Consider the following 25,276-nt stretch of genomic DNA (forward strand, 5'->3'; position numbering starts at 1 on the left):
GGCCCTCTGCCGATCATCCGCTTACCGTGGTGAATGTCCGGCAGCGAACCTCTTGATCTTCCTTCGCGGCGGCCCTGAAAGAAGAGGGCCGCGGGCCGCGGCCTGGCCGACGGGATTGGCGCCCCCCGGCCGGACCCCGCCCACACCCCGGGCCGGCTCACGCCGGCCGAGCCCGGGGTCCACGCCTCACCGGCGGGCGGGCTACGCGTTCGTGGGGAAGCCCAGGTTCACGCCGCCGTGCGAGGGGTCGGGCCAGCGGGAGGTGACCACCTTGCCGCGGGTGTAGAAGTGCACGCCCTCGGTGCCGTGCACGTGCGTGTCGCCGAAGAGCGACGCCTTCCAGCCGCCGAAGCTGTAGAAGGCCATCGGCACCGGGATCGGCACGTTGACGCCGACCATGCCGACCTCGACCTCGCTCTGGAAGCGCCGGGCCGCGCCGCCGTCGTTGGTGAAGATCGTCGTGCCGTTGCCGTACTCGCAGTCGTTGATGACCTGCAGCCCCTCCTCGTACGAGGACACCCGCACGACGGACAGGACCGGGCCGAAGATCTCGTCCACGTGCGTCCGCGAGCCGACGGGCACGTGGTCGAGCAGGGTCGGGCCCAGCCAGAAGCCCGGCGTCTCCGCGGCCCTGCCACCGCCGAGCACGAGGGCGTCGCGGCCGTCGACCACGAGCGTGGCGCCCTCCTGAACGCCCAGGTCCAGGTAGGAGGCCACCTTGTCCCTGTGCGCCCGGGTGACCAGCGGCCCCATCTCCGACTTCGGGTCGTCGCCCGGCCCGACCACCAGCCGCTCGACCCGTTCGACGATCTTCCGTACCAGCTCGTCGCCGATCGGCTCCACCGCCAGCACCACCGAGATCGCCATGCACCGCTCACCCGCCGAGCCGAAGCCCGCGGACACGGCGGCGTCGGCGACCAGGTCGAGATCGGCGTCGGGCAGCACCAGCATGTGGTTCTTGGCCCCGCCGAGCGCCTGCACCCGCTTGCCGTGCGCGCCGCCGCGCTCGTAGACGTACCTGGCGATCGGGGTGGAACCGACGAACGACACCGCCCGCACCCCGGGGTGTTCGAGCAGCCGATCCACGGCGACCTTGTCGCCCTGCACGACGTTGAACACGCCGTCGGGCAGCCCCGCCTCCTGCCACAGCCGCGCCATCAGCAGCGACGCCGACGGATCGCGTTCCGACGGCTTCAGGACGAACGTGTTCCCGCACGCGATCGCGATCGGGAACATCCACATCGGCACCATGACCGGGAAGTTGAACGGCGTGATCCCCGCCACCACGCCCAGCGGCTGACGCATCGACCAGGAGTCGACCCGGGTCGAGACGCCCTCGGAGAAGGCGCCCTTGAGCAGGTGCGGAATCCCGCACGCGAAATCCAGCACCTCCAGCCCGCGAGCCACCTCGCCCAGCGCGTCCGAGTGCACCTTGCCGTGCTCGGCCGAGATCAGCGCGGCCAGCTCGTCACGGTGGGCCTCCATCAGCTCGCGGTAGCGGAACAACACCCGGGCCCGCTTGACCAGCGAGGTGTCGCGCCAGGCGGGGAAGGCGGCCGCGGCGGCCGCCACGGCCGCGTCCACGTCGGCGGGCGAGGCCAGCGCGACGTGCCCGCCGACCTCCCCGGTCGCCGGATTGAACAGCTCGGCGGAACGGCCGTCGCCGTCCGCACGGGCGCCGTTGATCCAATGCCTGACCGACTTCACAGCTCTCCCTTTCCTTCGGCCCACCCGTTGGACCGGAACGCCAGCTCCACGACGTCCACGAGCGCGCCGTCGGCGCAGGCCCTGGCCACGACGTCAGCCGCGGCGACGACGTCCGGGTGGCCGTCACCGACGGCGAACCCCACTCCGGCCGCCGCGATCATGTCGTGGTCGTTCGGGTTGTCGCCGATGGCGGCGATCTGCTCCATCGGCACGCCCGTGGCCGCGGCCAGCTCGCGCAGGGCGGTGCCCTTGGTCGCCTGCTCCGACAGCACCTCGAGGTAGGTCGCCTCGGAGCGGACCGTGACCGTCCCCGCGATGTCCAGCTCGGGGAGCGGACCGCCGATGAGCATGCATTTGACGATCTCGTCCGGCGGCAGCGCCGCCCAGTCGCCGGGATCGCGCAGCGTGATCCCGTCCCGCCTGGCGTACTCGCGCAGCTCGGGCACGTCGTGCACGGCCAGCGCCTCCCCGCCGGAGAACGCGACCGGGTAGACCCCCTCGGGGAGCTCGCCGAACAGGCCGAGCAGTGTCTTCCACGCGGTCGCCGGCAGGTTGCGCGAGCGCAGCACGGCGCCCGTCGCCGGGTTCACGGTCGCGGCGCCGTTGTAGAGGATGGCGGCCCCGTCCAGGCCCAGCTCGTCGTAGTAGGGGCGGGCGGAGCACTCCATGCGCCCGGTGGCGAGGATCACCTCGCCACCGGCCGCGCGGAAGCGGCGCAGCGCCTCCCGGCTGGCGGGGACCATGGCCAGGTCACGCCCGACGAGGGTGCCGTCGAGGTCCGTCACGATCCAGCGGATCACCGCGCGCTCCCCGCCCCCGCGATGTCGGCCCGCGCGGACCCCGCGACGTCGGCCAGCACGGAGCCCGCGAGGTCGAAGCCGCCCACGGTGGCGAGGTAGCCGCCCGGCTCGAAGACGCTGCCCGACAGCGGGATGTAGACGCCGCCGGCCTGCTTGATCAGGAGGGAGCCCGCGGCCACGTCCCAGGCGTTGACGCGCGTGCCGTAGGCCACGTCGGCCCAGCCGGCGGCGACGTGCGCGAGCTTGAGCGCCGCGCTGCCGGGACGGCGGATGGCGGCGAACGCCTGGGTCATCCGCGAGAAGCGGCGCAGCGCGCCCTCCTCGTCCTCGGCCAGGTCGCGGGGGGTGGGGTAGCTCGACAGCAGCATCGCCTCGCGCTCGGTGGCGGCGCCGGCGCTGCGGATCGGCTCGCCGTTGCAGACGGCGCCGCCGAGCCAGGCGGTGAACTCGTCGTCGCGTACGGGGTCGTAGACCACCCCGGCCACCACCTCGCCGTCCAGCGCCGCCGCGATCGAGGTGCAGAAGAACGGCAGGCCGGCGGCGAAGTTCGCGGTGCCGTCGATCGGGTCGACGTACCAGCGGATGGCGCCTTCCCCGCGGGTGCCGCCTTCCTCGCCGACCACCACGCTGTCGGGGCAGCGCCGTTCCAGGATGTCGCGGATGTCCTCCTCGGCCGCCTTGTCGTGCACGGTGACCGGGTCGTGGAAGTCACGCTTGGTCTGGATCTCGGGGCGGGAGCGGAAGGCGCCGCGCAGGCGGTCGCCGACCGCTCTGGCCGCTTCGACCGCGATGTCGGCCAGCTCGCGGGAGGTGTTCACGTCCATGTCTTCTCCAAGAGGCTCAGCAGTGCGCGGGGGTCCTCGACGGTGGCCTGGGGGCTCTGCCGGACCGCGTACGGGATCTTGTCGGTGCTCGTGGAGACCATCAGGACGGTCGCGCCCGCCCCGGCCCGCGCGCCGCAGATGACGTCACGGTCGTAGTTGTCGCCGACGTACCAGACGTCGGCGGGGTCCACGCCCAGGGACCGGCAGGCGAGCCAGATCATCTCGGGGTTCGGCTTGCGGATGCCGACCTCGTCGCTGTACACCTGCACCGCCACCTGGTCGTCGAGCCCGGCGGCGGTCATGTAGTCGCGGTGCACGGCCCCGGACAGGGAGTTGCTGACCACCCCGGGGACGACGCCGTGCTCCCAGCAGGCGGCCAGCAGCTCCGTCATGCCGGTGCGGAGCTTGCGGTCGCTGCGCAGCTCGCCCATGCGCTTGCACAGGGGCGTCGCCTCGACGGTCACCAGCGTGCGGGCCCGCTCAGGCCAGTCGGTGGCCACGAACTCGGCCCAGAACCTGCGGTGCGTCATCTCCTCCGGGGCGAACTGCCGGGAGGTGGAGTCCTTCCAGTACTTGTCGGCCCGCGCGGCGGCCCGGATGTCGCTCTCGATCTCCTCGGCCGTGAGCCCGTCGAACCCGGTCCTGCCGAGGAGCGCGTGCACCTCGGCGGCCAGCTCGGCGGCCCAGGACGGGCGTTTGACGGTCTCGACGATCACGCCGCCGAAGTCGAGGAGCAGCGCCTTGGGACGGTTCACGCGCTGACCTCCGCCCGGTCCCAGGAGGTGATCCGCGCGCCGTCGGCGCCGAACAGGTGCAACTGCTCGGTCCAGCAGGTCAGCACGTCGCCCGGGCCGGCCTGGACCGGCTGGTAGGACACGGCGTACAGCTCGGTGTCCAGGACGCGCAGCCGTACCGTCCAGGAGGAGCCCGCCGGCAGCACGGCCTCGACCACCGCCTCCTCGCTCCAGGCGGCGGCGGGCGGGGTGCCGAGGCGCAGCGCCTCCGGCCGGATGCCGACGGCGGCCGGGGTGCTCTTCGCGCCGCGCGACTCGACGAAGCGCAGCAGGGACGCGGCCAGCCCGCCGGGGGAGGTGCCCGCGTCCACGATCGCCATCGGCGGACTGCCGACGAACTCGGCGACGAACCGGTTGGCGGGCCTGGCGTACATCTCCATCGGGGCGGCGAGCTGCTGCAGCTCGCCCTCGTTCATGACGGCCACGTCGGTGGCCATGGTGAGCGCTTCGAGCTGGTCGTGGGTGACGAAGACGATCGTCGCGCCGCTCTCCTCGTGGATGCGCTTGAGCTCGGCGCGCATCTCCAGGCGCAGCCGGGCGTCGAGGTTCGACAGCGGCTCGTCGAGCAGGAGCACCGTGGGGTTGACCGCGAGCATCCTGGCCAGGGCGACGCGCTGCTGCTGGCCGCCGGACAGCTGGGAGGGGTAGCGGTCCATGGCGGCGTCGACGTGGACCATCTTCAACGCCGCCTCGGCCCGCGCGCGGCGTTCCGGGCCGGGGACCTTGCGCATGCGCAGGCCGAACTCGACGTTCTCGCGCAGCGACAGGTGCGGCCAGAGGGCGTAGTTCTGGAAGACCAGCCCCATGGCGCGTTTCTCGGGTGGGACGTAGATCCCCTGCTCGACGGAGTCCAGGACGCGGTCGCCGACGGAGATGCTGCCCGCGGTGGGCTGTTCGAGACCGGCGATCATGCGCAGGGTGGTGGTCTTTCCGCAACCGGAGGGGCCGAGCAGGCACATGAAAGCGCCGTCGGGGACCACGAGGTCGAGGTTCTTCACCGCGAATTCTCCGCCGCCGTAGCTCTTGGAGATCGCGCTGAGGGTGATGTCCGGCATCTATCCTCCTAGTCCGGATGCCAGGCTGCTCTTGGTGAGGCGCTGGGTCAGGTAGGTCATGGTGAAGGAGAGCAAGGCGATCATGAGGACGACGCCGTTGGCGAGCTGGGTGTAGCCGTAGTCGACCAGGCCGATCGACAGTGTCGTGAGCAGCTGGGTCCCGGTGGTGGTCAGCATGATGACGATGCTGAGCTCCTTGAGCCCCGAGATGAAGGGCAGCACGATCCCGGTGACGAGCGCGCCCTTCTGGATGGGGAAGATGATCCGGCGCATCCGCTGCCACCACGAGGCCCCGGCGATCTGCGCGGCCTCCTCCGGTTCCCTGCCGAGCTGCATCATGGCCGCGATGCCCGAGCGTGAGCTGTAGGGCAGATGCGTGACGGCCATGACCAGGATGAGCAGGAACGTCGTCCCGTACAGCGCGGGGACGGGCCCGCGGGCGACGGCGAACAGCGACAGCGAGGCGGCGGCGAAGGCGATGCCGGGGATGAGGTAGGGCAGGAAGGAGACCTGCCGCAGGAAGGCCGCGATGCGCGGGGCCGTCCCGCGCACCACCACATACCCGACGAGCAGGCCGGCGACGGCGCAGATCAGCGAGGCCAGTCCGACGATGCGCACCGAGTTCCACGCGGCCTCCCACAGCTCCGAGCCGCGCAGCACGCCGTGCGGGAAGCCGACCGCCCCGGGGAGCTTTTCGGCAATCCAGAAGTCGAGGGTGAAGGTCGACAGGTCCAGCGGGGTCCTGGTCACCGTGGACAGCAGCAGGGTGAGCACGGGGACGAGCACGCTCACCGCGAAGACCACCATGCCGAGCGCGTAGGCGGGCCAGCGCCAGTGGCGCAGGTCGCTCAGCCGGTCCATCGCGCCCTTGCCGCCCACGGTGACGAACCTGCGCTGCTCGCGCATCAGCCGCATGTCGGTGAAGACGATCACGATGCCGATGATCACGATGACGGTGGCGAGCACGGAGGCCACGCCGGTGCTGCGGTCGCGGATCGACTGGAACAGCCCGGTGGACAGCACCCGGTAGTCGGTGGGCAGCCCGAGCACGTACGGCGTGCCGAACGTGCCGAGCACCCGCCCGACCACGAGCAGCACGGCCGACGACAACGCGGGCAGCATGAGCGGGATCACGATCCGCCGGACGACGGTGCGCCGCGGCGCGCCCAGGATCCGGGCCGAGTCCTCCAGCTGCACGTCGATGCGGCGCAACGCGTTGCCCACCAGGAGCAGCACGAACGGGTAGTAGTGCAGCCCGAGCGTGACGATGATCGGCAGCGGGCCGTAGGCGAGCCAGTCCGGCGTGCGGATGCCCTGGGCCTGCAGGAAGCCGACCTGCCCCGCGGCCCGCTCGTTCTTGAACAGCGTCAGCCAGGCCAGCGAGAACGTCCACGACGGCAGCATGTACGGCACCACCAGCGCCCCGGCCAGCCACTTGCGCCCCGGCACGTTCGTCCGGGTCACCAGCCACGCCATGCCGCCGCCGAGCAGCAGCGCGAACAGGGTGGTGCCCACGGCGACGACGAGCGTGTTGACCAGCGGCTCCCAGAACAGCAGCTCGCTGATCTGCGAGCGGAAGACGCGCCACAGGTAGTAGCCGGTCCACTCGCCCGGCTGCTGGCCGGCGTGCACCTCGTCGCCGTACTGCAGGCGGAAGGCGTCGGACAGCACCGCGAACAGCGGGGCCACCACGAGGTAGGCCAGCAGGACGACGAGGATCAGGCCGAGCGCGGCCGTCGGGTCGTGCCGCATGACCTGCAGGCGGTAGAGCAGTCTGCGCCGTCTCGGCGGGCGAGGTGGCGGCTCCGTCTTGGTCACAACAGCCATGGGGCTTCCTTCGGGGGGTAGGGCATCAGTGACTTCTCATGAGCTCAGTGACTTCTCATGAGCTCAGTGACTTCTCTTGAGCATCGCGTCGGCGAGGGCGTCGGCCGACTCTCCGAGCCGCCGGCCCACCGCGTCCAGGCGGGACAGCAGCTCGCGTTCGCGCAGGGTGTCCATCTCCAGCGGCCCCGCGAACAGCGCGGTGAGCCTGGCCTGGTAGAGCTGGCGCACGCGGCTCTGGGACTTGCGGGTGGCCAGCAGGGCGGCCATGACGGAGCCGGGATCGCCGAGGATCTTCACCAGGGCCTGTTCCAGCTCGTCCAGCCCGTCGATCACGGCCTGCAGCGGCTCGACGGCGAAGCTCAGGTCGGACAGCCCGAACAGGTCGGCCTCGCGGACGAAGTCCCGCAGCTGGTCGAGCACGTCGTCGATGGAGCGGGAGAGCCGGAACAGATCCTCCCTGTCGATGGGGGTGGCCAGGGTCCGCGACAGGGCCCGGACGAGCTCGGCCCGCGCCTCGTCGCCCTCGTGCTCGACCACGGACATGCGGGCGCGGGCCTGCGTGCTCTCGACCGTGCCCGAGGCGGCCGTGCACGCCAGTTCGGCGCCTTCTCTCGCGCTTGCGACCTGGTGGCGGAGCAGGTCGATCACCCGTCGTCCCGTACGGCCCCGCAGGTCGTCCAGGACTCTGCCGAGCCGTCCGGTGCGGCCCTTCGCGCCGCTCACAGCAGCCTCAGCCCGAGTCCGGCCAGGCAGCCCAGCAGCAGGGACGACGGGAGGGTGACCAGCCACGCCGTGCCCATGTTCACCACGCCCTGCCATCGCACCCTCCTGCTTCCTTCACTGGCCGCCACGCCGACGACGCCGGCGGTCACCGACTGGGTCATGCTCACCGGGCTCCCCAGCGCCGAGCTGCCGAGCACGGCGCCGGTGGCCGCCGTCTCGGCCGACAGCACGTGCAGCGGCCGGGCGATGACCAGGCCGCGGCCGATCCGCTCTCCCACCCGGTCGAGACTGGTCAGGGACCCGGCCAGGAACAGCGCCACGAGAACGGCCATCCACGCCGGGGAGACGGCGACGGGCCCGACCCCGCCGAGCCCGTTGCGGCCCACGTCGAGCGCCACGCTCACGACCGCGATCATCTTCTGGCCGTCGTTGACGGCGTACGCGGTGCACTGCGCCGCGTACGCCACCAGGTGGGCGGCGAGCACGAGCTTGGGCATCCGCCGGTAGGACGGCACCCGCCGTGAGGCGGTCCCCAGCAGGTAGCCGAGGACCAGGCCGACCACGGGAGCGCAGAGCCCGATCGCGAGCACGCCGGCCAGGCCGCCCCACGACACGGGCACGCCGGCGCCGAGCCCCGCGCCGGAGATGCCGCCGATCACGGCCAGCGTGAGGCTGGTCGGGAGTCCTCTTCCGGTCAGCACCGCCACGACCACGATCGCGACCACCACTCCGACCAGGAACACCGCCGCGCCGATGCTGGTGCCGAGTCCCGCCAGCCCCTCCGTGAAGGTCCGCGCCACCGCCACGCCCAGCACGTACGGCACGGCGAACAGGATCGTCACGAGCAGCGTGACGGCCACCCAGCCGGGCATGTGCGGGAACCGCAGCCCCAGCCCGATCAGCGTGGCCGCGTCGTTGGCCCCGCTGATCAGCACGAACAGGACGGCCACCAGGGCGAAGGCCAGCGTCCAGCCCATCAGAGGTAGGACCGTTGGTCGCGTTTGGCCTCGTCGTAGCGTTCGCGCGCGGCCCGGGCCTCGGGCAGCGCGGACACCTCGGCGACCGGTACGTCCCACCAGGCCTGGGCTCCCGGACCGTCGCCGGGGACGGGCTCCACGTGGACGACGGTGGTCCTGGCGGACTCCTTGGCCTTGATCAGGGCCGCTCGCAGGGACTCGGGAGTGTCGGCACGCAGCACGTCGGCGCCCAGGCTGGCGGCGTTGACGGCCAGGTCCAGGGGCAGAGGCGGGCCGTCGAGCTCGCCGCCCGCGCCGCGCGCCCGGTAGGCGGTGCCGAGCCTGCGCGCGCCCACGGACTCGCTGAGGTCGCCGATCGAGGCGAAGCCCTGGTTGTCCACCAGGACGATGACGAGCTTGACGCCCTCCTGCACGGCCGTGGCGATCTCCTGGGCCATCATCAGGTAGGAGCCGTCGCCGACCAGCACGATCACCTCGCGCTCCGGCGCGCCGAGCTTCACCCCGAGCCCGCCGGCGATCTCGTAGCCCATGCACGAGTACCCGTACTCCACGTGGTACTCCTCGGGGTCGCTCGCCCGCCAGAGCCGGTGCAGGTCGCCGGGCATCGAACCGGCGGCGTTGACCACCACGCCGCCCGCGGCGATCTCGTTGACGATGCCGAGCGCGACGGGCTGCGTGAGCTGCGTCCCCGTGTAGGCGCGGCTGACCTCGGCCTGCCAGGCGGTGGCCAGGGTCGTGGCCCGGCGGGTCCAGTCCGCGTCGGCCCGCCAGTCCACCTCGTCGAGCGCGCGCAGGGCCGCGCGGGCGTCGGCGACGAGCATCAGGCCGGAGTTCTTGGCCGCGTCGAAGGCGGCGACGTTCACGTTGAGGAACCTGGCCTGCCCGAACAGCGTGCGCGAGGCGGTGGTGAAGTCGCTGTAGCGGGTGCCGACGCCGATGACCAGGTCCGCCTCGCGGGCCAGGGTGTCGGCGGCGTGCGTGCCCGTGTGGCCGATCGCGCCGACCGCGCAGGGATGGTCGTACGGCAGCGCGCCCTTGCCCGCCTGCGTCTCGCCGACCGGGACGCCGTGGTTCCCGGCGAAATCGGCCAGTTCCGTCCATGCCTCGCTGTACTTGACCCCGCCTCCGGCGACGATCAGCGGCCGCCGCGACTCCCGCAGCAGCTCGACGGCCCTGGCCAGCGCGGCGGGCTCGGGCACGGGGCGCGGCACGTGCCACACCCGCCTGGCGAACAGCTCCTCCGGCCAGTCGTGGGCCTCGGCCTGCACGTCCTGCGGGAGCGCCAGCGTGACGGCGCCCGTCTCGGCCGGGTCGGTCAGCACCCGCATCGCCGCCAGCAGGGCGGAGGGCAGCTGCTCGGGCCGGTTGATCCGGTCGAAGAAGCGCGACAGCGGGCGCAGCGCGTCGTTGACCGACACGTCGTAGGAACGCGGGTCCTCCAGCTCCTGCAAAACCGGTCCCGCGGCCCGCGTGGCGAAGATGTCGCCGGGCAGCAGCAGCACGGGAAGGCGGTTGATCGTGGCCAGCGCCGCGCCGGTGACCAGGTTGGTGGCGCCGGGACCGATGGAGGCCGTGCAGGCGAACGTCGACAACCGGCGCCGGGTGCGCGCGTAGCCGACGGCGGTGTGGACCATCGCCTGCTCGTTGCGCGCCAGATAGTAGGGGAGCGGATCGCCGGTGCCCGCGCCCTCCTCCGCCAGGGCCTGGCCGATCCCCGCCACGTTGCCGTGGCCGAAGATGCCGAGGACACCGGCGATCAGGCGGTGTTCGGCGCCGTCGCGCTCCGACCACTGGTTGGCGAGGAACCGCACCAGTGCCTGCGCCGTGGTCAGCCTCATGAAGCACCTCCTGCGGGGACCGCCCGGGTGCCGGTCGCCTCCAGCAGGCTCAGCGCGGTGTCGACCGCGCCCTCGACGTCGCCGCCCGGCGGGTAGAGCAGCGTCCTGCCGACGACCAGGCCGCGTACGCCGGGCAGGCGCAGCGCCTTGCTCCACGAGCCGAACATCTCGTCGGAGTCCTGGCCGGCATCGCCGCCCAGCAGCAGGACGGGCAGGGTCGTCGACTCCATGACGCGCTCCATGTCCGCCACGACCGGGAGCTTGAGCCAGGTGCGCGCGGAGGTCGCGCCGAGCGCCTGGCCGACGCTGACGCTGCGGATCACCGCCTCGGGCGACAGGTCGTGCCTGACCACGCCCTCGTGGCGGCCGGACCAGAACGGCTCGACCATCGCCATCAGACCGTGCCCGGCCAGCTGGGTGACGGCCCTGCCGCAGTTGGCCAGGGTGGCGGCGGTGGCGGTGTCCTCGGGCGCGATCCTGCACAACATCTTGCCGCCGTCGAGCCCCATCGCCGCGATCGAGTCGGCGTCGTAAGCCGTGAACCTGTCGTCGAACTCGAACACCGCCCCGTGCACGCCGCCGCGGTTCATCGAGCCGATGACGATCTTGTCGTCGAGCGCGCCGAGCAGCAGCAGGTCCTCGACGATGTCGGGCGTGGCCAGCAGGCCGTCCACGCCCGGCCTGGCCAGGGCGGTCCTCAGCCGGTCCAGCAGGTCCACGCGGTTGCGCATGGCCATGGGGTGACCGGCGACCCCGAGCGAGCCGCGCGCGGGGTGGTCAGCGGCGATGATGAGCAGTTGTTCCCTGCCGTTCCTGAGCGGTCTCCGCTTACGCGCGGCGGCCGCCTCCGCGACCAGCTCCGGCTGCCAGGCCCGCTCGTCGAGCAGTCTGCGGTAGTCCTGCTCACGCATGGGTGAGGCCTCCTTCTGAGTGGGCGGACAGGGCGGCCTCGATCTCGTCCACCGTGGGCATCGCGGGCGCGCAGGCCAGCCGTCCCGCGACGATCGCGCCCGCCGCGTTGGCGAAGCGCAGCGTGCGCTCCAGCGGCCAGCCTTCGAGCAGGCCGTGGCAGAGCGCGCCGCCGAAGGCGTCGCCCGCGCCGAGGCCGTTGACGACCTCGACGGGAACGGGCGGGACCCGTACCGTCTCGGTCGCGGTCATGCCCAGCACACCGGCCGAGCCCTGCTTGACGATCGCCAGCTCGACGCCGGCCGCGAGCAGGGCCGCGCCCGCCGCGACCGGGTCGCGGGTCCCGGTGGCGACCTCGGCTTCGTCGAGGTTGCCGACCGCGACGGTGACGTGCCCGAGCGCGGTGCGCACCCGCTCGCGGGCGAGCGCCGTGTCGGGCCAGAACATGGGCCGGTAGTCCAGGTCGAGCACTGTGTACGGCCGGCGCCCCCGGGCTCGCCACGCGGCCAGATGCGCGCCGAGCGACGGCTCGGCCGACAGCCCGGTCACGGTGGCCCAGAACAGCCCGGCCTGCGTGACGGCGGTCAGATCCAGCTCGCCGGGTGAGATCTCCAGGTCGGGGGCCCGGTCGCGGTAGAAGTAGAGCGGGAAGTCCTCGGGGGGCCTGATCTCGCAGAACGTCACCGGAGTCGGCCGTCCCGGCACCGCGGTGACCAGGCTGTCGTCGACGCCGTACGCGCGGAGCGCGTCGTGGACGAACGCGCCGAACGGGTCGTCCCCGGTCCTGGTGATCACCGCGCTCGCCCGGCCCAGGCGGGCGGCGGCCACGGCCACGTTCGTCGCGCTGCCGCCCAGGTACTTGCCGAACGTCTCCACCTGCCGCAGCGACACGCCGACCTGCAGCGGGTAGACGTCCACGCCGACCCGGCCCATCGTCAGCACCTCCGGCGGCGTCACGCCAGGCCCCGCAGGAACGCCACGCTCGCGCGGACGTCGTCGGCCGGGCCCGCGCCCGCCGGGGGCTCGGCGTCGAGGATCACGTCCTGCTCCATGACGTACCAGCCGGTGTACCCGGCCGCCGTCAGGCCCGCGACGATGCCCTTGACGTCGACGTCGCCCAGCCCGAGCCGGCGGTAGATCCCGGCGCGTACGGCCTGGGTGTAGGACAGCTCGCCGGAGCGCACGCGCGCCGCGAGGGCCGCGTCGACGTCCTTGAGGTGGACGTGGGCGATGCGCCCGGGGGCGCGGTCGACGACGTCCAGCGGGTCGGTGCCGCCGATGAGCAGGTGGCCGGTGTCCAGGCAGAGCGCGACGGAGCTGCCCCCGAGCACCCGGTCCACCTCCTGGCGGCTCTCGACCATGGTGCCGACGTGCGGGTGGAGGGTGACGACGCGGCCCTCCCGCGCCGCCTCCGCGGCGATCGCGTCCAGGTTGCCGAGAAGGGTGCGCCAGCCGGTCTCGTCGAGCTCGGGGCGGGTGTCGTACCCGTCCTGGCCGGTGGCGGCGGCCAGCACCACGACCGTGCCCTCCTCGAACCCGGACCACGTGGCCCGCAGTCCCGGCAGCGGGTCATGATCGGGGTCGTGCAGGACCACGGGGACGAATCCGCCCACAGGCCGCAGCCCGTGGCGGCCGAGCAGGTCCTGATCGGCGGGCAGGAAGCCCTCGGGGCCCAGCTCGGTGGCGGTCAGGCCGAGCTCGGCCATCTCGGCGAGCACGCGTCCGGCGGAGAGCTGGTGGCCCCAGCCGGGGACCTCGCAGACTCCCCAGGAGATGGGGGCGGCGGCGATTCTCACTTGGCCACCTCCGTGATGCGCACGCTGCGGCCTTCGCGGCGCGACAGGTCGGCCGCCTCGGCGAGGTGGAGCGCGGCCAGGGCGTCCTGGACGGTGCAGGGGCTCTCGCGCTCGCCCCGCGCCATCGCGAGGAAGGCGTTCATCTCCTCGACGTACGCGGCCTCGAACCTGCTCTGGAAGTCCGGCCACGGCCGCCCGCCGGGGTCGAGGCCCTCCGCCGAACGCAGCGGGGTCCGGTCGCTCAGCCCGGCCGTCCAGGTGCCGAGGGTGCCCGCGAGCTCCATGCGCACGTCGTAACCCGCGCCGTTGTAGCGCGAGCCCTGCAGCGTGACCAGGGTGCCGTCGTCCATGGTGATGAGCGCGGCGCTGTTGTCGACGTCGTCGGCCTCGGCGAAGAACTCCGCTCCGCGGTTGGCGCCGATCGCGTACACGCTGTCGGCCTCGTGGCCGGTGACCCAGCGCAGGATGTCGAAGTCGTGGATGTGACAGTCGCGGAAGATGCCGCCCGACTGGGCGACGTACGCGGCGGGAGGGGGAGCGGGGTCGCCGGTCAGCAGGTGGACCCGGTGCAGCTCGCCGAGCTCCCCGGAGCGCAGCGCGGCCCGCGCGGCGGTGTAGCCGGCGTCGAAGCGGCGCTGGAAGCCGATGTGCACGGGGGTGCCACTGCGCTCGACCGCCGCGGCGACCCGCAGGCTCTCGGCCACGGTCGGGGCGGCGGGCTTCTCGCAGAACGCCGGCACCTTCAGCTCGCAGGCCCGCAGCAGCGCCTCGGCGTGCGCGGACGTCGGTGTCGTGATCACCACCGCGTCCGCGTCGAAGGGATCTCCGACCCGGGCTTTCAGCCGGTGCGCCGCCTCCTCGGCTCTGGTCTCGTCCACGTCGGCGACGACGAGCTCGTCGACGAGAGCGGACAGGGTCGCGGCATGGAACATGCCGATCCGGCCGAGCCCCAGTAGACCCACACGCATGATCGCTCCTCATCCAGGGGTCTCCAGTTCTAGGTGAACGGGAGATGAACAGTCAATAGTTTGTCCTGACATAAGGAGAAAGTTGCTCATCGCTCCACGAGCGTGACCTCGAGTGAGTAGTGGGAGGCGCGGTAGAGGTGCGAGCCGTGCTCGACGCCCCCGCCCTGGTCGTCGTAGGCGGTGCGGACCAGGGTGAGCAGGGGGCAGGACGGCCGCTCGCCGAGCAGCGTGGCCTCCGCCTGGCTGGCGGCGCGGGCGCTGATCCGCTGGTTGGCCACCCGCAGCCGTACGCCGCCGGAGCGCAGCAGCTCGTAGAGCCCGTGTTCCTCAAGAGCCTCGGCCGACACCCCGGCCGGCAGGGGCCGGGGCGTGAGCGGCAGCCAGTTGCGTAACAGGGCCAGCGGCTCGCCGCGCGCGTACCTGATCCGCTCCAGCCGGACCACGTCGGCGCCCGGCGCGATCCCCAGCGCGACCGCCACGTCGTCCTCGGCCGCGACGGTCCCGATGGACAGCACCTTGGTGCTCGGCTCCTGCCCCGACCTGCGCAGGTCGTCGTACAGGCTGGTGAGCTCGACCGCGCGCTTGACCTGGCTGTGCGCGACCTGCGTGCCCACGCCGCGTTTGCGGACGACCAGGCCCTTGTCCACCAGGTACTGGATGGCCCTGCCCACGGTCGGGCGCGACAGCCCCAGTTGTCCTGCGAGCTCGACCTCGTTGCTGAGCCAGGAGCCGGGGGGCAGCTCGCCTGCCTGGATGGCGTGCGCGATGCGCTCGGCCACCTGGAAGTAGAGGGGGATGGGGCTCGTCCTGTCGAGGCGGATGTCCAGTCTCCGAGTCACGGAGCCGAACGTAAGTGATGTCTGTATGTCCTGACTATGTGAGGACAGGGCCTAATTTCTGGCTATAAGAGACTGCGAATATGACGTAAGAATGTCTTGACAAACTGTTCACGCGACGTTCATCGTGAGCTCACCATGGCGTCGTCGGGGCTGGTGCGACGCTTCACCCTTGCGAGGTAAGAGGAGTGACGCCATCATGAGGCGTACCGCGAAGATCATCTCCGTGGCGGTGCTGGCGGCGGCCGCTGCGGCGTGCGCGCCTTCCACGGCCGGCAACGCCCCGTCGACGGCGACCGCCAAGGCTCTGCCCGGCCCCTCACTCGACGCGAACTTCGACCTGGAGGCGCTGGTCGCCGCCGCGAAGAAGGAAGGCAGCCTGCTGGTCTACGACTCCAGCGGCGACATCGAGGAGGTCGCCAAGGCCTTCACCGCCAAGTACGGCATCGCCATGGAAGGCGTGAAGTCGGACACCCCGCAGACCGCCGAGAAGATGCTCAGGGAGCACGCCGCCGACAACGTCACCATCGACGCGGCCATGTACGAGGACGGCGGCGTGCTGGTCGGCCAGCTGGCGCCGCAGGGCGTGACGCAGACCTGGATCCCCTCGGACCTGAAGGACCAGATCCCCGCCGAGAACCAGAACCCGCTGCTGGCCCTGTCGAAGGCCACCGTCTTCGCCTACAACACCAAGCTGTCGCCCGGCGGTTGCCCGGTCAAGAACATCTGGGACCTGACCGAGCCGGAGTGGGCCGGCAAGCTGGTGATGCAGGACCCGCTGGGCAAGCCCACCGTGCTGTCGTTCTTCACCCAGCTGGACGCGCACGGCAACCAGGCGCTGGAGCAGGCGTTCCAGGCCAAGTACGGCAAGCCGCTGAAGACGGAGGAGAAGAGCGCCGCCTACGAGTGGGTCAAGCGGCTGGCCGGCAACCGGCCGGTGCTGACGGGCTCCGACGAGGACATCTCGGGCGCGGTCGGCGCGCCGAACGCGACCGACAAGAAGATCGGCTTCATGTCGATCTCGAAGTTCCGCAACAACGAGGACAAGGGCTACAACCAGTCCACGTGCGAGGGCATGGCGCCCTTCACCGGCTTCAGCTACCCGAAGTACGTGGCGATCGCCAGCAAGAGCAAGCACCCCAACGCGGCGAAGCTGTACGTGCACTTCATCATGACCGAAGAGGGCGTCAAGCACGAGATCGGCGAGGGCGGCATCTCGGGCAACAGCACGGTCAAGCCGCTGGTCACCCCGGCCGGGCTGTCCGACTGGCAGGGCCAGCTCTTCCACACCGACCCCAAGGGCCTGCTCGGCGACCTGCAGAACCGCCAGACCATCTCCGACTTCTGGCGCGTCAACAAGAGCTAGGCGTCACCGGACCGGCCGCCCGGCCGGAGACCTCGGCCGGGCGGTCCGCCCGCATGCCCTGGAACTCCCATGAGTCCTTATGTCCTGACATAAGGATGACCTGTTGATATCTCGGCAACTAATGGTTACGTTCGCACCATCACTCCCCAGAACGAGGAGGCGCAATGCGTCCCCTGCCCAGGCTCTCCCTGGCAGCCCTGATGTTCACCCTCGCGGCGGGCATGGCGGTCCCCGCGTCCGGCTCCACCGTCGCGACGGTGCATCCCGACGTCGAGACCCCCGCCTTATACGACGACGAAGCGGGCGGCAACTCCAACGGCGACGACCCGGCGATCTGGGTGCACCCGTCCGACTCCGGCAAGAGCGTGGTCGTCACCACGGCCAAGGAGGGCGGACTCAACGTCTACGACCTCGACGGGCGCCCGCTCCAGCACATCGCGGCGCCCGCCGCCCCCGGGCCCGACGACGAGCCCGGCCGGTTCAACAACGTCGACGTCACCTACGGCTTCGGCGGACGCGACCTCGCGATCGTCTCCGACCGCGGCCGGGACACCCTGCGCATCTACTCCATCTCCAACGGCCGCCTCACGGACGTGACCGACCCGGCCGCGCCGTTCGTCTTCAACACCACCCAGGGGCAGGTCAACAACGGCGAGACGGCGTACGGCCTGGGCGCGTGGAAGGACTCCACCGGCACGTACGCGCTGGTCAGCCGCCGGCACAAGACCTCGGTCGGCCTGGTCAAGCTGCTGGCCAAGCCGGGCGGCAAGGTCGGCTACCAGCTCGTCAGGACGCTGGACCTGCCCGCGTCGTTCACCCTCCCCAACGGCCAGTCGTGGGCCCCGTGCCTGGAGCCCGACGAGCTGGCGCAGGTCGAGGGCATGGTCGTGGACCAGGACCGGGACGTGCTCTACGCCGCGCAGGAGGACGTCGGCATCTGGCGGATGCGGGCCGACCTCACCGGCACGCCGGTGCTGGTGGACAAGGTCAAGGAGTACGGCGTCCCCGGCACCTACGACCCCGCCACCGAGGAGTGCACGCCCGGCGCCGACCCGGGCTTCGGCGGCCGGCACCTGACCGCGGACGCCGAGGGTCTCACGATCTACTACCGCGAGGACGGCAAGGGCTACCTGCTGGCCTCCAGCCAGGGCGACAACACCTTCGCCGTCTACCGCAGGGAGGGCTCCAACTCCTACCTCGGCCAGTTCAGGGTGGGCGCGGGCAACGGCATCGACGGCGTCGAGGTCAGCGACGGCTCGACCGTGCTCAACGTGCCGCTGGGCGACTTCGACGAGGGCGTCTTCATCGCCCACGACGGGGTCAACACGCCGGCGGAAGGGGACCGGGAGATCACCAACTTCAAGTACACCAAGTGGGAGGACATCGCCGACGAGCTCGACCTGGACGTCGACACCGATGGCTGGGACCCGCGCGACTGAGTCGCCTGACCCGTTCTGAAGCGCTGTAAGGGGCGCCGCCCGGCCGGGCGGCGCCCCTTACGCACGATCGTGCTCGCGGCCGAACGTCCTGACGGGGTCGTTTCTACGGCTCGTTGCGCGCGGCGGGACGGTAGACGAGGTTCAGCACGCCCGTCGGGAAGGTCTCGGAGCTGACCAGCTCCAGCGGGATGGGGGACCCCTCGTCGAACAGCCGCTCGCCCTTGCGGATCGCGATCGGGTGCACCAGCAGGTGCAGCTCGTCCAGCAGGCCCGCCTCCAGAAGCTGGCGGACCACCGAGACCGAGCCGCTGACCGCGATGCGGCCGCCCTCCTCCTGCTTCAGCGCGGCCACGGCCTCGACCAGGTCGCCCTGGAGCAGCTCGGAGTTGCGCCAGGTGAACTCCAGGGGCTGACGCGAGACGACGATCTTGCGGGCGTCCCCGAGCGCCTTGGCGAAGCCGGCGTCCTCGCCGCCCTCCGCCTCCTGCTGCGGCCACGCGCCGACGAAGCTGTCGTACGTCACCCGCCCCAGGAGCAGCGTGTCGGCCATCTGCGCCTCCACGGCGGCGCCCATCGCTTCGTCGAAGTACGGGAAGTGCCAGTCGGCCGGGTCCTGCACGACACCGTCGAGGGAGATGAACAAGCCGGCGGTGATGGTCCTCATGATGATCCTCCAGGGGAAAGGGGGCCGGGTGGCGGCCCTCCGTCGTGGTCTGGTCACAGCCTCGCGGAGCCCGCTTACGCATTCCTTAAGGTCTCCCTGCGCCGGTGTGCCGGATCGGCGGGCGACATCCGCCATCCGCGCGCGGACCGCGCACCTCGTGGCGGCCAGAATGGTGAGATCCCGACTCCCGAGGAGTGCGCATGAGCGTGAAGCCCGGCCCGCCCGTGCCGTTCGACCCCGACGTGGCGGCGGCGCTCGCGACCGTACGCGAGTTCATGCCCCGTGTCACCCTGGACAACCTGGACGCGGTACGCGCGCCGCTGCCCGGCATGGACGTGACCCTGGAGGACCTGCGGCGCGACGGGGCGTACGAGGTCGAGGAGCGTCAGGTGCCCGGCCCGGACGGCGCGCCGGACCTCACGCTGCTGATCTGCCGGCCCACCGGCGTGGCCACCCCCGTGCCGGTGATCTACCACATCCACGGCGGGGGCATGATCTCCGGCAACCGCCGGCTCGGCGTGGCCGACGTGCAGGGCTGGCTGGACGGAACCCCGGCGGCCGTCGTCTCCGTGGAGTACCGCCTCGCGCCCGAGCACCCCCATCCCGCGCCGGTCGAGGACTGCTACGCCGGCCTGGTGTGGACCGCCCGGCACGCCGCCGAGCTCGGCGCCGACCCCGGCAGGATCGTCGTCGCCGGCGGCAGCGCGGGCGGCGGCCTCGCCGCGGCCACCGCGCTGCTCGCCCGCGACCGCGGCGGCCCCGCGCTCATCGGGCAGATGCTGCTGTGCCCGATGCTGGACGACCGCAACGACACGCCGTCGGCCGTCCAGATGGCCGGGCTCGGCGTCTGGGACCGCGCCGCCAACGAGACCGGCTGGACGGCGCTGCTCGGCGAGGACCGCGGCGGGCCCGGCGTGTCCTGCTACGCCGCCCCCGCCCGCGCCACCGACCTGTCCGGGCTGCCGCCCGCCTACATCGACGCCGGCTCCGCCGAGACCTTCCGCGACGAGGACGTCGCCTACGCCTCCCGCATCTGGCAGGCGGGCGGCGACGCCGAGCTGCACGTCTGGCCCGGCGGCTGCCACGCCTTCGAGGGGATCGCGCCGCACGCCGCCATCTCCATCGGCTCCCAGCAGGCGCGCGGGAACTGGTTGCGGCGCATCCTGGCGTCCTGACCGGGGCCGGTCCACGCTCCCGCCGCCCGAGTGCATGATGTGACGATGAGAGAGCTGGCAGGGCGGGTCGCCGCGCTGGACCCCGAGGCGGGAGCCGCCCTCCGGGTCGTCGCCTACTTCGACGAGCTGGCCGGGCACCCCGCCGGTCTCGGCTCGGTGGTCCGCGGCGCGGCGTTCCTGGCCGGCTGCCCGGCCCGCCTGGTCGACGACGCGCGCCACCTGCGCATCCGCATCGGCCCCGACGGGGTGCCGCTCGACGCGCGGGAGCCGGTGCTGGCGTGCTGGCCGGCGCAGGACCTCACTCCCGGAGGCGAGGCCCGCCTGCTCCTCGAACGCGAGCGGCCCGCCTCCGTCCTCGACACCGTGATACTCGAACGGGCGGCGAGCGTGGCCCGTACGGTGCTGGACCGCACCCGCGGCCGGGCCGCGCCGGACGATCCCGCCTGGGTCGAGGTCCTGATCGACGGGCACGCCGCCGAGCGCGAGCGGCGGGCCGCCGCCGCCCGGCTCGGTCTGACCGGGTCCGCCCGCGCGATCGCGGTGCACGGCGAGGCGGCCCGCGTCCAGCCGATGCCGCCCGGCGGCGGGCCCGCCGACCCCGGGGTGCCGGCGGGGCGGCGCGCGGGGATCGGCGTCACGGTGCCCGTCCTGGACCTGCCCGCCTCCTGGGAGAGCGCCCGTACGGCCCTGCGCTTCACCGCCGCCGGTGGCGAGCACGATCCGGGGCCGCGCCTGGTCCACGCCGGCGACCTCGGCACCCTGACGACGCTGGCCGCCGCCATCCACCCCGGGACGCCGCCGCCCGCCGACGTCGACGCGCTGCGCCGCGCCGCCGTCGCCGCGCCCTGGATGCTCGCCACGCTGGACGCCGTCGTCACCGCCCCGAGCCTGCGGGCCGCCGCCGGGGTCCTGCACGTCCACCACTCCACGCTGCAGGCCCGCCTCGGCCAGGCGTCCGGCCTGCTGGGCTGGGACGTGACCGAGCCGCCCGGACGACTGCGCCTCCACCTGGCCCTCGTCGCCCGCCGGCTGCACCGCAACGAGCTGACCTGAGCCCCGCCGTCAGGCGGTGGTGAAGGAGATCCACACGTCCGGGGGGACGTCGGGACGGCCGGGGACGGGAAGGCGTTCCTCGGTCCACGCCGTGCCGGCGATCTCGGTGGCGACGCGTCGCCAGAACGCGACGGCCGCCGTGTTCGCGTCCTGGAAGGCGATCCGCCACGGGCCGGGGTGCCGGTCGATCACCTGGCGGACGACCGCCGATCCGACGCCGGACCGGCGCGCGCCGCGGACCACGAAGAAGCTGTTCAGCACGTGCGCCGGACCGGACAGGGCGCGGACGAACGAGAACCCGACCGGCCGGTCACCGCTGGTGAACAGGTAGGCCGTCCAGTCGTCGTCCTCGAACGCCTGACGCAGCCGGTCGCTGTGGTAGGTGCCGTCGGGGCTCGGCAGGCCGCCCTGGTAGTCGGCCATGTCGTGGCGGAACATCAGCCAGAGCCGTTCGACGGTGGGACGGTCGGCGGCGGTCACGGGCCGTACGAGAACCGGAGAAGTAGTCATAAAAAACACTTTCCGGCCGGGAGCGAATCCGGCCGGAAAGGTAAAACTAGCAGAGCTCGTGCAGGTCCTGAGCGCATCCCTCCGCGCCTCCCACGGTGCATCCTTCGCGCTCCGGAGGGTAACGCGGGGTCCATGGCATACACACCCGATCAGGACCACCGCCGCCCCGACGGCGCCGACGACCAGGCGGTGAAGGCCGCCGGCATGCTGTCGGAGGCGCTGGAGACGGTCGAGCGCGCCCGCGGCCACCTCTACTCCTTCCACCAGCTCACCGGCTCCGCCCACGCCACCGTGGCCGAGGTCGTAGACCTGCTGAAAGGGAGCGCTCACGACGACCTGGCCCGCCGGCTGGCCGCCGAACTGGTCGGCCGCGACGTCCTGCCGGGCCGGTGGACGTTCCAGATCGTCGAGGAGTACGACGACGACTACTACACGACCTTCCGCGAGCTGGAACGCGAGGTCCGCGACCGGCTCATGGACGGCCGCCGGCACGTGTACGAGGCGGAGATGAAGCAGCGTTCGCAGGCGGCGGGGGAGGCGTGAGCATGCTGTCGTACTGGATGGACTCCGCGCCCGCGCGCGAGCACCCGCCGCTCACCGAGGACGTCACCGTGGACGTGGCCGTCATCGGCGGCGGCATCGCGGGGCTGTCGGCCGCCTGGGAGCTGACCCGCGCCGGCCGGTCCGTCGCCGTGCTGGAGGCGGACCGCCTGGCGGCCGGCGTGACCGGTTACACCTCGGCCAAGCTGTCGGCGCAGCACACGCTGATCTACGCCGAGCTGGCCGGCCGCGACCCCGAGACGGCCCGCCGGTACGCCCGCTCCCAGCAGGAGGCGGTCGAGCACGTGGCGCGCACGGCGGCCGAGCTCGGCGTGGACTGCGAGCTGGAACGCCGTCCCGCCTACACCTACGCCCGCTCGGCCGACCAGGTGGAGGAGTTGCGCGCCGAGGCGCGGGCGGCCGCCGAGGCGGGGCTGGCGGCCTCCTTCGTCACCGGCACGGCGCTGCCGTTCCCGGTGGCCGGGGCCGTCAGGGTCGACGGCCAGGCGCAGTTCCACCCACGCAAGTACCTGCTCGGCCTGGCCGACGCCATGACGGCGCGCGGCTGCCGGATCTTCGAACGCACCCGCGTCACCGGCCTGAGCGAGGGCAGGCCGTGCCGGGTGACGACCGGGAGCGGGGCCGTGGTGAGCGCCGCCGACGTCGTGGTGGCCACCCACTACCCGATCTTCGACCGCGCTCTGCTGTTCGCCCGGATGGAGGTGACGCGGGAGCTGGTCGTCGCGGGCACGCTGCCGCCGGAGGACGATCCGGAGGGGATGTACATCACCTCGGAGGAGAACACCCGCTCGGTCAGGACCGCGCCCCTGCCCGGGGGCCGCCGGCTGCTCATCGTGACCGGCGAGTCGTACCGGCCCGGGTCCGGGCGGGTGGGCGACCGCTTCGAGCGGCTGGCCGCCTGGACGGGCGAGCACTTCCCCCGGGCGCGGATCACGCACCGCTGGGCGGCCCAGGACAACCACACCACCGACCGGCTGCCGTTCGTCGGCCCGCTGCACCCGGGGGCCGGGCACGCCTATGTCGCGACCGGGTTCGGCGGGTGGGGCATGAGCAACGGCGTGCTGGCGGGACTGGTGCTGTCCGCCCTGGTCACCGGCGAGGACGAGCCATGGGACGGCCTGTACGACCCGCGCCGCCTGCACCCGCGGCAGGAGGCGGTCCCGATGGCGAAGATGCAGGCCACGGTCGCCCGCCACTTCGTCGCCGACCGGCTCGCCGCGGGCGACGCCGCCGACGTCGCGGAGCTGCGGCCCGGTCAGGGCGCGGTGGTCAAGCTGGACGGCCGCCGGTGCGCGGTCTACCGCGACGAGCAGGGCCGCGCGCACGCCGTCTCGGCGGTCTGCACCCATCTCGGGTGTGTGGTCGGGTTCAACGAGGCCGAGCGGACCTGGGAGTGCCCCTGTCACGGCTCGCGCTTCGGCCTCGACGGGCGTGTTCTTCAGGGCCCGGCCGTCAGCCCGCTGGAGCCGGTGGAGCTGAAGGAGGAGTGACCGGCAGAACGTAAAGCAGCTGCTTGACTTGCGCGGGCCTGTCGGGTTAGGTGAAACCGACAAAGGGGGCACACCATGTGTCAGGTGGAATGTCAGTGAGCGCCGTCCGCGCCGAGCGCGTCAACGCCACCCGCGCGCAGATCCTCGCCGCCGCCGAGCGGCTGTTCGCCGAGCGCGGCGTCTACGCCGTCTCCAACCGCCAGGTCAGCCAGGTGGCCGGCCAGGGCAACAACGCCGCCGTCGGCTACCACTTCGGCACCAAGGCCGACCTCGTCCGGGCCATCGTGCGCGCCCACACCGAGCGGGTCGAGCTGCTGCGCCGCCGGCTGCTGGCCGGGATCGAGGGCTCGGACGACGTACGCGACTGGGTGGGCTGCCTGGTCCGCTCGTTCACCGGGCACCTGGACGACCTCGGCCCGCCCACCTGGTACGCCCGCTTCGCCGCCCAGGTCATGACCGACCCCGCGCTCCGCCTGATCATGGCCGAGGAGGCGCTGAACTCGCCGACCCTGCGCCGCGTGGTGGACGGCCTGCGGCGCTGCCTGCCCGAGCTGCCCCCCGAGGTGCACGCCGAGCGCGCCGACATGGCGGGCCAGCTCGTCGTCCACATGTGCGCCGAGCGCGAGCGCGCGCTCGCCGAAGGCCTCCCCACCCTCCGGCCGAGCTGGCACGACGCCGCGACCGGGCTGATCGACGCGGTGGTCGGGATCTGGACGGCCCCCGTCACGGCAGCAGGAAGGAACACCGCATGACCGAGACACTTCCCGAATTCCCGGGCGTCAGGGCGGCCTCGTGCCCGTTCGACCCGCCGCCCGCGCTGCGCGCCCTGCAGAAGGACGCGCCGCTCACCCGGGTGCGGCTGTGGGACGGCGGCACGGCCTGGCTGGTCACCGCGTACGCCGAGCAGAAGGAGCTGCTCAGCCACCCGCAGGTCAGCTCGGACATCACCCGGCCCGGCTACCCGCTGCCCGCCCAGACGCCGCAACGCCCGGACAGCCCGGTGAGCTTCATCCTCATGGACGACCCCGAGCACCACCGGCTGCGCCGCATGGTGCAGGGCTCGTTCACGGTCCGCAGGGTGGAGGGCATGCGCCCGGCCGTGCAGCGCATCGTGGACGACCTCATCGACGGCCTGCTGGCCGGGCCGAAGCCGGTGGACCTGGTGGAGGCGTTCGCGCTGCCGGTGCCGTCGCTGGTGATCTGCGAGCTGCTCGGCGTCCCGTACGCCGACCACGCCTTCTTCCAGGAGAACAGCCAGGTCATCGTCAAGCGGAACGTGCCGCCCGAGGAGCGGGCCGCCGCCGGCGGCCGGCTCACCGACTACCTGGACGGGCTCGTCGCCGACAAGCTCGCGCACCCCTGCGACGACCTGCTGTCCAAGGTGGCCGCCCAGGTCACGGCGGGCGAGCTGAGCAGGCCGGAGGCGGCCAGGATGGGCGTGCTGCTGCTCGTCGCCGGGCACGAGACCACCGCCAACATGATCGCCCTCGGCACCCTCGCCCTGCTCCAGCACCCCGACCAGCTCGCCCTGCTGCGCGGGAGCGACGACCCCGCGCTGGTCGCGGGCGCGGTGGAGGAGCTGCTGCGCTACCTCAACATCACCCACCGGGGACGCCACCGGGTCGCGCTGGCCGACATCGAGATCGCCGGCCAGGTCATCCGCGCCGGCGAGGGCCTCATCATGGCCAACGACCTCGGCAACCGCGACCCCGAGGTCTTCCCCGACCCCGACACGCTCGACCTGCGCCGCGACGCCCGCCGCCACGTGGCCTTCGGCTTCGGCGTGCACCAGTGCCTCGGCCAGCCGCTGGCCCGCATGGAGCTGCAGGTCGCCTACGCCACCCTCTACCGGCGGATCCCCACCCTCGCCCTGGCGACGGACCTGCACCGGATCCCGTTCAAGCACGACGGCCAGGTGTACGGGGTCTACGAACTTCCCGTCACGTGGTGACCCGCGGCTCCGC

24 protein-coding genes are annotated in these 25,276 nt (G+C 72.5%); 8 read left to right on the top strand and 16 right to left on the bottom strand.

Going from position 1 to position 25,276, the window contains the following annotated elements:
• Positions 1 to 201: 201 nt before the first annotated feature.
• The 14 genes from SMD20_RS02535 to SMD20_RS02600 form a co-directional block, all read right to left on the bottom strand.
• Entirely contained in the window at positions 202 to 1,707 is a 1,506-nt protein-coding gene (locus SMD20_RS02535) for a CoA-acylating methylmalonate-semialdehyde dehydrogenase (protein WP_329574410.1), read from the bottom strand.
• Complete coding sequence (locus SMD20_RS02540) at positions 1,704 to 2,507, bottom strand: HAD-IIB family hydrolase (protein WP_329574411.1); 804 nt, start codon at positions 2,505 to 2,507, stop codon at positions 1,704 to 1,706. Before SMD20_RS02540 ends, SMD20_RS02535 begins: the two co-directional genes overlap by 4 nt.
• On the bottom strand, positions 2,504 to 3,331 hold the full coding sequence (locus tag SMD20_RS02545) for an inositol monophosphatase family protein (protein ID WP_329574412.1): 828 nt from the start codon (positions 3,329 to 3,331) through the stop codon (positions 2,504 to 2,506). The genes SMD20_RS02540 and SMD20_RS02545 overlap by 4 nt, the downstream gene beginning before the upstream one ends.
• Positions 3,322 to 4,086: an HAD family hydrolase gene (locus SMD20_RS02550; protein WP_329574414.1), complete on the bottom strand. Its 765-nt coding sequence runs from the start codon at positions 4,084 to 4,086 to the stop codon at positions 3,322 to 3,324. The genes SMD20_RS02545 and SMD20_RS02550 overlap by 10 nt, the downstream gene beginning before the upstream one ends.
• Entirely contained in the window at positions 4,083 to 5,180 is a 1,098-nt protein-coding gene (locus SMD20_RS02555; RefSeq protein ID WP_329574415.1) for an ABC transporter ATP-binding protein, read from the bottom strand. The genes SMD20_RS02550 and SMD20_RS02555 overlap by 4 nt, the downstream gene beginning before the upstream one ends.
• Complete coding sequence (locus SMD20_RS02560; protein WP_329574417.1) at positions 5,181 to 7,007, bottom strand: ABC transporter permease; 1,827 nt, start codon at positions 7,005 to 7,007, stop codon at positions 5,181 to 5,183.
• Positions 7,008 to 7,070: 63 nt separating this feature from the next.
• Positions 7,071 to 7,730, bottom strand: coding sequence for a DUF47 domain-containing protein (locus SMD20_RS02565; RefSeq protein WP_329574418.1), 660 nt, complete (start codon positions 7,728 to 7,730; stop codon positions 7,071 to 7,073).
• Entirely contained in the window at positions 7,727 to 8,707 is a 981-nt protein-coding gene (locus SMD20_RS02570) for an inorganic phosphate transporter (RefSeq protein ID WP_329574420.1), read from the bottom strand. Before SMD20_RS02570 ends, SMD20_RS02565 begins: the two co-directional genes overlap by 4 nt.
• Positions 8,707 to 10,545 carry a 3D-(3,5/4)-trihydroxycyclohexane-1,2-dione acylhydrolase (decyclizing) gene (gene iolD, locus SMD20_RS02575; protein WP_329574421.1) on the bottom strand — a complete coding sequence of 613 codons (1,839 nt, stop codon included), beginning with the start codon at positions 10,543 to 10,545 and terminating at the stop codon, positions 8,707 to 8,709. The genes SMD20_RS02570 and iolD overlap by 1 nt, the downstream gene beginning before the upstream one ends.
• Positions 10,542 to 11,456 carry a Cgl0159 family (beta/alpha)8-fold protein gene (locus tag SMD20_RS02580; protein ID WP_329574423.1) on the bottom strand — a complete coding sequence of 305 codons (915 nt, stop codon included), beginning with the start codon at positions 11,454 to 11,456 and terminating at the stop codon, positions 10,542 to 10,544. The genes iolD and SMD20_RS02580 overlap by 4 nt, the downstream gene beginning before the upstream one ends.
• The gene (gene iolC / locus SMD20_RS02585) at positions 11,449 to 12,387 is read right to left on the bottom strand and encodes a 5-dehydro-2-deoxygluconokinase (RefSeq protein WP_329592404.1); all 939 of its coding nucleotides are present in this window, start codon (positions 12,385 to 12,387) and stop codon (positions 11,449 to 11,451) included. The genes SMD20_RS02580 and iolC overlap by 8 nt, the downstream gene beginning before the upstream one ends.
• Positions 12,388 to 12,407: 20 nt before the next feature.
• Complete coding sequence (locus tag SMD20_RS02590; protein ID WP_329574425.1) at positions 12,408 to 13,250, bottom strand: TIM barrel protein; 843 nt, start codon at positions 13,248 to 13,250, stop codon at positions 12,408 to 12,410.
• Entirely contained in the window at positions 13,247 to 14,218 is a 972-nt protein-coding gene (locus SMD20_RS02595; RefSeq protein WP_329574427.1) for a Gfo/Idh/MocA family protein, read from the bottom strand. The genes SMD20_RS02590 and SMD20_RS02595 overlap by 4 nt, the downstream gene beginning before the upstream one ends.
• Before the next feature lie 86 nt (positions 14,219 to 14,304).
• Entirely contained in the window at positions 14,305 to 15,057 is a 753-nt protein-coding gene (locus SMD20_RS02600) for a GntR family transcriptional regulator (protein WP_329574430.1), read from the bottom strand.
• Positions 15,058 to 15,253: 196 nt separating this feature from the next.
• Here SMD20_RS02600 and SMD20_RS02605 point away from each other — a divergent pair, with 196 nt between their 5' ends.
• Complete coding sequence (locus SMD20_RS02605) at positions 15,254 to 16,420, top strand: ABC transporter substrate-binding protein (RefSeq protein WP_329574432.1); 1,167 nt, start codon at positions 15,254 to 15,256, stop codon at positions 16,418 to 16,420.
• Between the two features lie 164 nt (positions 16,421 to 16,584).
• Positions 16,585 to 17,859, top strand: coding sequence for a phytase (locus SMD20_RS02610; protein WP_329574434.1), 1,275 nt, complete (start codon positions 16,585 to 16,587; stop codon positions 17,857 to 17,859).
• A gap of 103 nt (positions 17,860 to 17,962) precedes the next feature.
• Here SMD20_RS02610 and SMD20_RS02615 read toward each other — a convergent pair whose 3' ends face one another.
• Entirely contained in the window at positions 17,963 to 18,523 is a 561-nt protein-coding gene (locus tag SMD20_RS02615; protein ID WP_329574436.1) for a dihydrofolate reductase family protein, read from the bottom strand.
• 200 nt (positions 18,524 to 18,723) lie between these two features.
• On the opposite strand from SMD20_RS02615, the gene SMD20_RS02620 reads away from it, so the two are divergent.
• Together SMD20_RS02620 and SMD20_RS02625 are read left to right on the top strand one after the other, a co-directional pair.
• Positions 18,724 to 19,698 carry an alpha/beta hydrolase gene (locus SMD20_RS02620; RefSeq protein ID WP_329574438.1) on the top strand — a complete coding sequence of 325 codons (975 nt, stop codon included), beginning with the start codon at positions 18,724 to 18,726 and terminating at the stop codon, positions 19,696 to 19,698.
• 45 nt (positions 19,699 to 19,743) lie between these two features.
• The gene (locus tag SMD20_RS02625) at positions 19,744 to 20,751 is read left to right on the top strand and encodes a helix-turn-helix domain-containing protein (protein ID WP_329574440.1); all 1,008 of its coding nucleotides are present in this window, start codon (positions 19,744 to 19,746) and stop codon (positions 20,749 to 20,751) included.
• Between the two features lie 9 nt (positions 20,752 to 20,760).
• Here SMD20_RS02625 and SMD20_RS02630 read toward each other — a convergent pair whose 3' ends face one another.
• A complete protein-coding gene (locus SMD20_RS02630; protein WP_329574443.1) occupies positions 20,761 to 21,261 on the bottom strand; it encodes a GNAT family N-acetyltransferase in 501 nt (166 codons plus the stop codon).
• Between the two features lie 132 nt (positions 21,262 to 21,393).
• On the opposite strand from SMD20_RS02630, the gene SMD20_RS02635 reads away from it, so the two are divergent.
• The 4 genes from SMD20_RS02635 (at position 21,394) to SMD20_RS02650 (ending at position 25,263) form a co-directional block, all read left to right on the top strand.
• The gene (locus SMD20_RS02635) at positions 21,394 to 21,804 is read left to right on the top strand and encodes a hypothetical protein (RefSeq protein WP_329574445.1); all 411 of its coding nucleotides are present in this window, start codon (positions 21,394 to 21,396) and stop codon (positions 21,802 to 21,804) included.
• A gap of 2 nt (positions 21,805 to 21,806) precedes the next feature.
• A complete protein-coding gene (locus SMD20_RS02640) occupies positions 21,807 to 23,312 on the top strand; it encodes an FAD-dependent oxidoreductase (protein ID WP_329592406.1) in 1,506 nt (501 codons plus the stop codon).
• Between the two features lie 89 nt (positions 23,313 to 23,401).
• Positions 23,402 to 24,064 (top strand): TetR/AcrR family transcriptional regulator, encoded by a 663-nt coding sequence (locus tag SMD20_RS02645; protein WP_329574447.1) that lies wholly within the window; start codon positions 23,402 to 23,404, stop codon positions 24,062 to 24,064.
• Entirely contained in the window at positions 24,061 to 25,263 is a 1,203-nt protein-coding gene (locus tag SMD20_RS02650) for a cytochrome P450 (RefSeq protein WP_329574449.1), read from the top strand. Before SMD20_RS02645 ends, SMD20_RS02650 begins: the two co-directional genes overlap by 4 nt.
• Positions 25,264 to 25,276: the final 13 nt, after the last annotated feature.

Origin of the sequence: Nonomuraea sp. LP-02 (assembly GCF_036289125.1) — a bacterium.
GTDB classification, from domain to species: Bacteria; Actinomycetota; Actinomycetes; order Streptosporangiales; family Streptosporangiaceae; genus Nonomuraea; species Nonomuraea bangladeshensis.

Coding starts and splice junctions, on each gene's coding strand:
- SMD20_RS02545 (WP_329574412.1), bottom strand. CDS start 3,331: ATGGACGTGAACACCTCCCGCGAGCTGGCCGACATCGCGGTCGAAGCG.
- SMD20_RS02555 (WP_329574415.1), bottom strand. CDS start 5,180: ATGCCGGACATCACCCTCAGCGCGATCTCCAAGAGCTACGGCGGCGGA.
- SMD20_RS02560 (WP_329574417.1), bottom strand. CDS start 7,007: ATGGCTGTTGTGACCAAGACGGAGCCGCCACCTCGCCCGCCGAGACGG.
- SMD20_RS02570 (WP_329574420.1), bottom strand. CDS start 8,707: ATGGGCTGGACGCTGGCCTTCGCCCTGGTGGCCGTCCTGTTCGTGCTG.
- iolD (WP_329574421.1), bottom strand. CDS start 10,545: ATGAGGCTGACCACGGCGCAGGCACTGGTGCGGTTCCTCGCCAACCAG.
- SMD20_RS02580 (WP_329574423.1), bottom strand. CDS start 11,456: ATGCGTGAGCAGGACTACCGCAGACTGCTCGACGAGCGGGCCTGGCAG.
- iolC (WP_329592404.1), bottom strand. CDS start 12,387: ATGGGCCGGGTCGGCGTGGACGTCTACCCGCTGCAGGTCGGCGTGTCG.
- SMD20_RS02595 (WP_329574427.1), bottom strand. CDS start 14,218: ATGCGTGTGGGTCTACTGGGGCTCGGCCGGATCGGCATGTTCCATGCC.
- SMD20_RS02605 (WP_329574432.1), top strand. CDS start 15,254: ATGAGGCGTACCGCGAAGATCATCTCCGTGGCGGTGCTGGCGGCGGCC.
- SMD20_RS02610 (WP_329574434.1), top strand. CDS start 16,585: ATGCGTCCCCTGCCCAGGCTCTCCCTGGCAGCCCTGATGTTCACCCTC.
- SMD20_RS02615 (WP_329574436.1), bottom strand. CDS start 18,523: ATGAGGACCATCACCGCCGGCTTGTTCATCTCCCTCGACGGTGTCGTG.
- SMD20_RS02620 (WP_329574438.1), top strand. CDS start 18,724: ATGAGCGTGAAGCCCGGCCCGCCCGTGCCGTTCGACCCCGACGTGGCG.
- SMD20_RS02625 (WP_329574440.1), top strand. CDS start 19,744: ATGAGAGAGCTGGCAGGGCGGGTCGCCGCGCTGGACCCCGAGGCGGGA.
- SMD20_RS02630 (WP_329574443.1), bottom strand. CDS start 21,261: ATGACTACTTCTCCGGTTCTCGTACGGCCCGTGACCGCCGCCGACCGT.
- SMD20_RS02635 (WP_329574445.1), top strand. CDS start 21,394: ATGGCATACACACCCGATCAGGACCACCGCCGCCCCGACGGCGCCGAC.
- SMD20_RS02640 (WP_329592406.1), top strand. CDS start 21,807: ATGCTGTCGTACTGGATGGACTCCGCGCCCGCGCGCGAGCACCCGCCG.
- SMD20_RS02645 (WP_329574447.1), top strand. CDS start 23,402: ATGTCAGTGAGCGCCGTCCGCGCCGAGCGCGTCAACGCCACCCGCGCG.
- SMD20_RS02650 (WP_329574449.1), top strand. CDS start 24,061: ATGACCGAGACACTTCCCGAATTCCCGGGCGTCAGGGCGGCCTCGTGC.